Source organism: Streptomyces sp. 8K308 (genome assembly GCF_004348315.1).
Classification (GTDB): domain Bacteria; phylum Actinomycetota; class Actinomycetes; order Streptomycetales; family Streptomycetaceae; genus Streptomyces.
In genome coordinates this window covers 1-7,309 of sequence record NZ_SMKC01000347.1, presented here as the reverse complement: position 1 = coordinate 7,309, position 7,309 = coordinate 1, and the positions used below count along the sequence as shown (strand labels likewise).

The window sequence follows — 7,309 nt, the reverse complement described above, 5'->3', positions numbered from 1 at the left end:
ACCCGACCCAGCGACCCACGAGAGTCCCCCGCCATGTACGAGCTGTCCCGGATCCGCCTCTACTCCATCGGACCGGCCGGTGCCCGCTACGCCGACACCGTGCTCGACCTGCGAGGGGTCGGCGAGCCGGTGCCCCAACCGGCGCCCGCCCAGGCGGACTTCTTCGAGGAGGAGCCCGTCGGCCCGCCGCGCCGCCCGGCCCCCGCCGGGGTGCTCTTCCTGGAGAACGGCGGCGGCAAGTCCGTGCTGCTCAAACTCATCTTCTCGGTGATGCTGCCCGGTCACCGCAACACCCTGGGCGGCGCCAGCTCCGGCGTGCTGCGCAAGTTCCTGCTCGCCGACGACTGCGGCCACGTCGCCCTCGAGTGGCAGCACACCCTCACCGGCGAGACCGTGGTGGTCGGCAAGGTCAGCGAGTGGCGCGGCCGACAGGTCTCCGGCGACCCCCGCAAGTTCGCCGAGGCCTGGTACTCCTTCCGGCCAGGCCCCGGGATGAGCCTGGACTCGCTGCCCGTGGCCGAGTCGACCGCGCTGCGCCCCCGCGCCGACGGCACCTCAGGCGCCGCCGGCCGCCGCCGCACCATGAAGGGCTTCCGGGACGTCCTCACCGAGACCGGCAAGGCGTACCCCAACCTCGACGTGGTCTGGGAGGAGATCCACGAGCGCTGGGTCGACCACCTGGGCAGGCTCGGGCTAGACCCCGAACTCTTCCGCTACCAGCGCGAGATGAACGCCGACGAGGGAGAGGCCGCCGGCCTGTTCGCCGTCAAGAACGACTCGGACTTCACCGACCTGCTGCTGCGCGCCGTCACCGACACCCGCGACACCGACGGCCTCGCCGACCTGGTGCACGGCTTCGCGCACAAGCTCGGCCGCCGGGCCGAGCTGGGGGCCGAGCGTGACTTCACGGCCGGCTCCCTTGACCTGCTCACCCGGATCACCGAGGCCGCCGGCGAGCGCGACTCGGCCCGCGCCGTCCACCTCGCCGCCGAGCACCGGGCCCGCGCCCTCGCCCGGCTGCTCGCCGCCCGCGGCGCCGCCGAGCGCGCCAGGGCCGGCGAGCTGGCCGAGCACGTCGCCGCCGCGGCGCACACCGTCACCGACGCCGGGCGGGCCCGCGCCACCGCGGCCCGCGTCGCCGCCGAGCTGGCCTACCGGCACGCCTCGCTCGCGCTGGCCGCCGCCGAGAAGGCGGCCGCCGCCGGGCGCCGCGAGCTGACCGAGGCCCGCACCCTGCACGCCGCCTGGCAGGCGGCGGAGACCGTCCTCCAGCACCGCGCGGCCGCCGACCGTGCCGCCCGCGTCGCCGCAGCCATCCGCGAGGCCGAGCGGGACGCGGCCCCCGCGCTCGCCGCCCGCGGCCGGGCCGCCGCGGCCCTGGTCCGCGCCCTGCACACCGCGGCCGAGAGCAGCGAGCGGGCCGCCGCGGAGCAGGAGGAGCGCTCCGCCGCGCTCCAGGCCGAGGCCGACGCCGCCCACCGGGACGCCACCTCAGCGGCCACTGAGGCCCAGCGCGCCCGAAGTGAGACCGAGCACCTGCGCCAGCGGCTCGCCGAGGTCGAGCAGGAGACCGAACAGGCGGTGCGCGCCGGCTGGCTCGACGGCGCGGACCCGGCCCGCGCCGCGCTGGCCGCGAGCGACGCCGAGCGCGTCGCCGTGGCCGCCTACGAGACCGCGAGGGAGGCCACCCGGCGCACGGCGGACGCCGCCCGCGTCGCCACCGCCGAGCACACCAGGGCCGAGCTCGCCGCGGCACGCGCCGCCGACGCTGCCCAGGCGGCCGAGGCCGCCTGGCAGGGCGAGCGCCGCACGGCGGCCGCGCTGGCAGCCGAGGCCCGGATCGCCGAGCTGCTCGGCCTGCCCGCTCGGTCCGAAGGTTCGGCGCTCACCGCCGAGGAGCTCGACGGCGCGGCCGAGCAGCTCGCCGGCCTGCTCGAGGAGCGCGTCGCCGACGCCGAGCGGCAGCTGTTCGAGCTGCGCACCGCCGCCGCCGACGACTCCCGCATCCTCGCCGCCCTCGGCGACGGCGGCCTGCTGCCCCCGGGGCCCGACGTGCTGGCCACCGTCGAGTACCTCGGCGAGCACGGCATCCCGGCCCTGCCCGGCTGGCGCTACCTCGCCCAGGCGGTCAACCCGGCCGACCACGCCACGGTCCTCGCCGCCCGCCCCGAACTGGTCGACGGCGTCGTCATCACCGACCCCGACAGCCACGCCAGGGCCCGCGAGGTGCTCTCCGGCGCCGCGCTGCTGCCCCGCTCCGCCGTCGCCGTCGGCACCGCCGCCGCCCTGCTCGCCCCCACCCCGCCGCCCGGCGGCCCCGAGAGCGGCGTCTTCCTCGTGCCGCCGAACCCGGCCATGCACGACGAGTCAGCCGCCGACGACGAGCGCCGCGCCCTGCGCGAGCGCGCCACGACGCGGGACGCCGAGATCCGCGACCTCGCGGCCAGGCTCGCCGCCGACCGCACGCTGGCCGCCCGGATCGCCTCCTGGCGCGCCGGCTGTCCGGCCGGCCGCCTCGCCGAGCTCGCCACCGCGGCGGAGCGGGCCGCGGCCGCGGCCGAGGCGGCCGGCCGGCACCTCACCGAGGCGGACGTCGCCCGTGCCGAGGCGGAGGAGGCAGCCGCCCAGGCCGCCCGCGCCAGGGACGAGCGCCAGGAGGCCGCCCAGCACGCCCGCCGCGCCGCCGACGCGCTGGCCGGGCTCGCCCACCGGCTCCGCGAGCGCGTCCGCTGGCAGACCAGGCTCAGGGAGCTGGCGGCCGAGGCCGCCGAGGCGGCCGAGTCGGCGGCCGCCTGCCTGGAGCGCGCCCGCGTCGCCGACGAGGACCGGCGCACCGTGCAGCGCGCCGCGGATGACGCCCGGCGCACCGCCCGCGCCTTGCGCGCCGAGCGCGCCGAGGTCACCGGCGTCCCCGAGGACGGCCAGGATCCGCCGGCCGCCGACTCGCCGTCCCTGCCGGCGCTGCGCGAGGCGTACCGGTCCGCGTCCCAGCTCTACGAGAAGGTCGGCGTCGGCGCCGACCTGCGGGCCGAGCAGGCGAGGGCCGAGGGGGACGAGAGTGCCGCGCTGGCCGCCCTCGACCGCCTGAGCAACAAGGTCCGCACCCGCGCCGCCCGGCTTCTCGAGGGCCCGGAGGGCGCGGACGGCCCCTCCCGGCAGGCCGCCGCGGCCCGCGCCGAGTCCCTGGTCCAGCTCCTTGAGTCCCGCGCGTCCGCCGCCAGCGAGCAGCTCGGCAGGCTGCGCGGCGAGGCCGAGCGGCTCGCCCCGGCCGACGGGGAGGCCCACATCGAGTTGCCGGCCGAGCGGGTGCCGGCCGACGCCGCGGAGGCCAAGGAACTGCTGCGGGCGGCCACCGCCGAGTTGGCGGCCCACGAGGACGCGCACGCCGCCGCCGTCGCCGCCCACGAGGACCTGCTGCGCGACCACCAGGCCGCCCAGGAGGCCGCCGCCGGCTTCGAGGAGACCGCGGTGCCGCTGCGCGACCAGTTGCGCGACCCGGCACCCGGCACCGGCACCCAGGCCGCCGAGGCCGCCGACGGCGCGGGCGAGCCGCCCGCCGAGCCCTACCAGGGCGGCCTCGCCGAGGCCCGCCAGGCCGCGGCGGAGGCCCGCCGGTCCCTGCGCGCCTGCGCCGCCGGCCTCGCCGCCGCGGAGGCCGCCGTCCGCGAGGCCGGCGACCGGCTCGTGCGGCACGCCAACTCCACCCGGTTCGAGCAGGTCCGCACCCCGGCCAGGCAGCAGATCCGCGAGTTGCCGGCCGCCGCCCTGCCGGCCAACGCCGCCGCCTGGGCTGAGGCGTTCGCGCCCCGGCTGCGCGTCCTCACCGACGAGCTCGAGCAGTTGGAGCGCAACCGGGACGGCATCGTGGACCGGCTGCGCGGCCTGGTCGAGTCGGCCCTCGCCACCCTCCGCTCAGCCCAGCGGCTCTCCCGACTACCCGAGGGCCTGGGCGAGTGGTCGGGCCAGGAGTTCCTCCGCATCCGCTTCGACGACCCCGACCAGGCCACCCTCACCGAGCGCCTCGGCGAGGTCATCGACGAGACCACGAGGGCCGCCGTCCGCAAGAACTCCGACCTGCGGCGCGACGGCGTCTCGCTGCTGCTGCGCGGCGTGCACGCGGCGCTCGCGCCGAAGGGGGTGCGCGTCGAGATCCTCAAGCCGGACGCCGTGCTGCGCGCCGAGCGCGTCCCGGTCGGCCAGATGGGCGACGTGTTCTCCGGCGGCCAGTTGCTCACCGCCGCCATCGCCCTGTACTGCACGATGGCGGCGCTCCGTGGCAACGACCGCGGCCGAGACCGGAACCGGCACGCCGGCACCCTCTTCCTCGACAACCCGATCGGCCGCGCCAACGCCACCTACCTGCTGGAGCTGCAGCGCGCCGTCGCCGACGCTCTCGGCGTCCAACTCCTCTACACCACCGGTCTCTTCGACACCACGGCGCTCGCCGAGTTCCCCCTGGTGATCCGGCTGCGCAACGACGCCGACCTGCGGGCCGGCCTCAAGTACATCAGCGTCGAGGAGCACCTGCGCCCCGGCCTGCCGCGGCAGGATCCGTCGGCCGAGCCGGTGCACGGCGAGATCACCGCCACCCGGGTCTTCCGTAAGCCCCGCGCGGGGGAGGCTCACTGACGCCGCAGCGGCCGGCGCCTCGCCGCGCTGCTCGGCGTCGAGATCACCCCGTTGCGCTGCCGCCACGCCTGGCGGGTGATCCAGATGTCGAGCACGGCCCAGGTGGCGACCATCGTGCTGCCGAGCGACGAGAACGCCATCGGCAGGGCCAGCCAGGACCCGGCCAGGGTGCACAGCAAGACGATCACGACCTGAGTGAGCGTCAGTGCGATGATGATCACGGCGCGGACGGCCGCGGCACGCACCGGGTCCGGCATGCGGGGTCTCGCGTACACTCCGCCTTCGCTCCTCGCACGGCAAAGATGCGCTGATATGTCCTGCCCATCCATGGTAGAACGCCTTGCGGGCTCCTCCGCGACGGGTCAGGATGGGGCGCCCGCGCGCCAACTCCTTGCGCCGCCCGGGCCGATACCCCGGTGGCGGCCACGGCACCGGTAGTAGGCTCGCGCTGCGGCGGCGGGAACCCCCGAGCGACCGCTCGAAGACCAAGGGGAGGGCATGCGCTTTCGCGGCAAGTCGATCCGGCGGAAGACGGGCGCGCTGGTCCTGGTGCCCCTGCTGTCCCTGGTGTCGGTGTGGGTGTTCGCCGCCACCGACGCCATCGGTGAGGCGAGAGCCGTCGGCGCCGCGTCCGACGCCGCCACCGCCCTGGCCGGGCCGACCCTCGACGTCACCACGGCCATCCAGCGCGAGCGTCGCCAGACCCTGGTCCACCTCGGCGACCCGAGACGGGCCGACTCCCTCAGCGAGCTGCGGGAGATCAGGGAGGACACCGACCGGGCCGTGGACCGTGCCTGGCGGGGGGTGAGCGCGGCCCGCGACGGCCTGCGCGACTCGGCCCGCGACCGCCTCGACCGGCTGATGTCCGCCCTCGACAGCCTCGAGCAGCTGCGCGACCAGGTGCAGAACAACACGATCTCGCGCACCGGGGCCCTCGACGCCTACGGCGACGTCGTCGACCTCGCCTTCCGGCTGCTCGCCGCTCTCCAACCGGTCGACGACCCCGACCTCGACCGGCACGGCCGCGCCGTCGTCGGCCTCGCCCAGGCCCGCGAGTACCTGTCGGCCGAGGACGCCCTGGTCGCCGGCGCGTTGGCCGCCGGCCGTACCGGAGAGGGCGAACTTCGGGCCCTCGCCGACCGGATGGCGCAGCGTCAGCTGGCCTACGACATCTACCTTCCTGACCTCACGCTGGACGACCGGCAGGCGCACGAGGCGTTCTGGGAGAGCGGCACCGGCCGGATCCTGGCCGCGACCGAGGAGAGCCTCCTCGAGGGCAGCACCGCCGCCGTCCGCCCCGACACCTGGGCGGAGACGGGCTCCTCGGCGCTCGACCAGTTGGCCACCCTCGGCGGGGAGGCGGCCGGCCACTACCAGGAGCGGCTCGACTCCGCGACCTCCCGGCCGGCGGTGCGGGCCTGGCTGATGGGCGGCCTCGGCCTCGTGGCCGTCGTGGTCTCGGGCGTCGTCGCGGTGCGCGTCGGTCGCGGTCTCTCCCGCGACCTGCGCGGCCTGGCCCGGGAGGCCAGGGACGCCGCCGAGGTCCGGCTGCCCGGGGTCACCCGCCGGCTCGCCGCAGGCGAGTACGTGGACGTCGAGACCGAGGCGCCGGTTCTGGAGTACGGATCCGACGAGTTCGGCCAGATCGGCCGCTCCCTCAACACCCTGCAACGCGAGGCGGTCTCGGCCGCCGTCCAGCGCTCCCACACCCGGCGCGGCATGTCCGAGGTCTTCGTCAACCTGGCCCGCCGCAGTCAGGTCCTGCTGCACCGTCAGCTCAACCTGCTCGATGGACTCGAGGGCCGCACCGCCGACTCCGAGAACCTGGCCGACATCGTTCGCCTCAACCACCTGGCCACCCGCATGCGCCGGCACGCGGAGGGGCTCGTGCTGCTCTCCGGAGCAGCCCCGGCCCGCCAGTGGCGCAAGCCGGAGCAGCTGATGGACGTGGTGCGGGCCGCCGTCGACGAGGTCGAGGACTTCGAGCGGGTCGAGGTGCGCCGGCTGCCACCGCTTTCCGTGGCCGGCGGCGCGGTGGCCGACCTCGTCCACCTCATCGCCGAACTCCTGGAGAACGCCACCGTCTTCTCGCCTCCGCACACCGCCGTGCAGGTCGACGGGGAGCGGGTGCCGCACGGCTTCACGCTGGAGATCCACGACCGCGGCCTCGGCATGACGGCCGACGCCCTCAGGGACGCCAACCGACGGCTCGTCGATCCCCCCGAGTTCGAGCCGTCCGACACGGACCGGATCGGCCTGTTCGTCATCGGCAGGCTCGCCGAGCGCCACGGCATCAAGGTCTCCCTGCGCGACTCGCCCTACGGCGGCACCACGGCCGTCACCCTGATCCCCGGCGAGTTGCTCACCGAGGTTCGGGAGCTGCCCGGCGAGCGGGACGGCCTCGCCGGGCGGCCGGAGCGGCCGGCCCTGCACGGCGGCCCCGTGGAGATCGAGGCGCCGGTCGGCGCCCCCGACATGGTGCTCGGCCCGGGGCCGGAACCGCCCAGCGCCGAGCACTCGCCGGCCGCCGGGCGCCCCGTGGAACACGGCCAGGCCCACGAGGCCGCGGCGCCCCAGGCGCCGCCCCGGCTGCCGCGCCGCCACCGCACCCCGGTGCTGGTCGCCGACCACGGTCGGCAGGTGGGCGAGCCACCAGAGCCGGAGCCCGGCCCACCGGCCC

Annotated in this window: 3 protein-coding genes; 2 read left to right on the top strand and 1 reads right to left on the bottom strand. The window is 76.9% G+C overall.

Annotation, left to right across the window (positions count from 1 at the left end):
• Window positions 1-33 precede the first annotated feature (33 nt).
• Window positions 34-4,629, top strand: a complete 4,596-nt coding sequence (locus tag E1265_RS30700) for a hypothetical protein (protein ID WP_132934242.1) — start codon at window positions 34-36, stop codon at window positions 4,627-4,629.
• Here the strand turns inward: E1265_RS30700 and E1265_RS30695 are convergent.
• Window positions 4,623-4,904, bottom strand: a complete 282-nt coding sequence (locus E1265_RS30695; protein WP_347877265.1) for a hypothetical protein — start codon at window positions 4,902-4,904, stop codon at window positions 4,623-4,625. The two genes, E1265_RS30700 and E1265_RS30695, sit on opposite strands and share 7 nt — an antisense overlap.
• 223 nt (window positions 4,905-5,127) lie before the next feature.
• On the opposite strand from E1265_RS30695, the gene E1265_RS30690 reads away from it, so the two are divergent.
• The coding region (locus tag E1265_RS30690; RefSeq protein WP_132934241.1) for a nitrate- and nitrite sensing domain-containing protein at window positions 5,128-7,309 on the top strand (2,182 nt) is incomplete at its 3' end.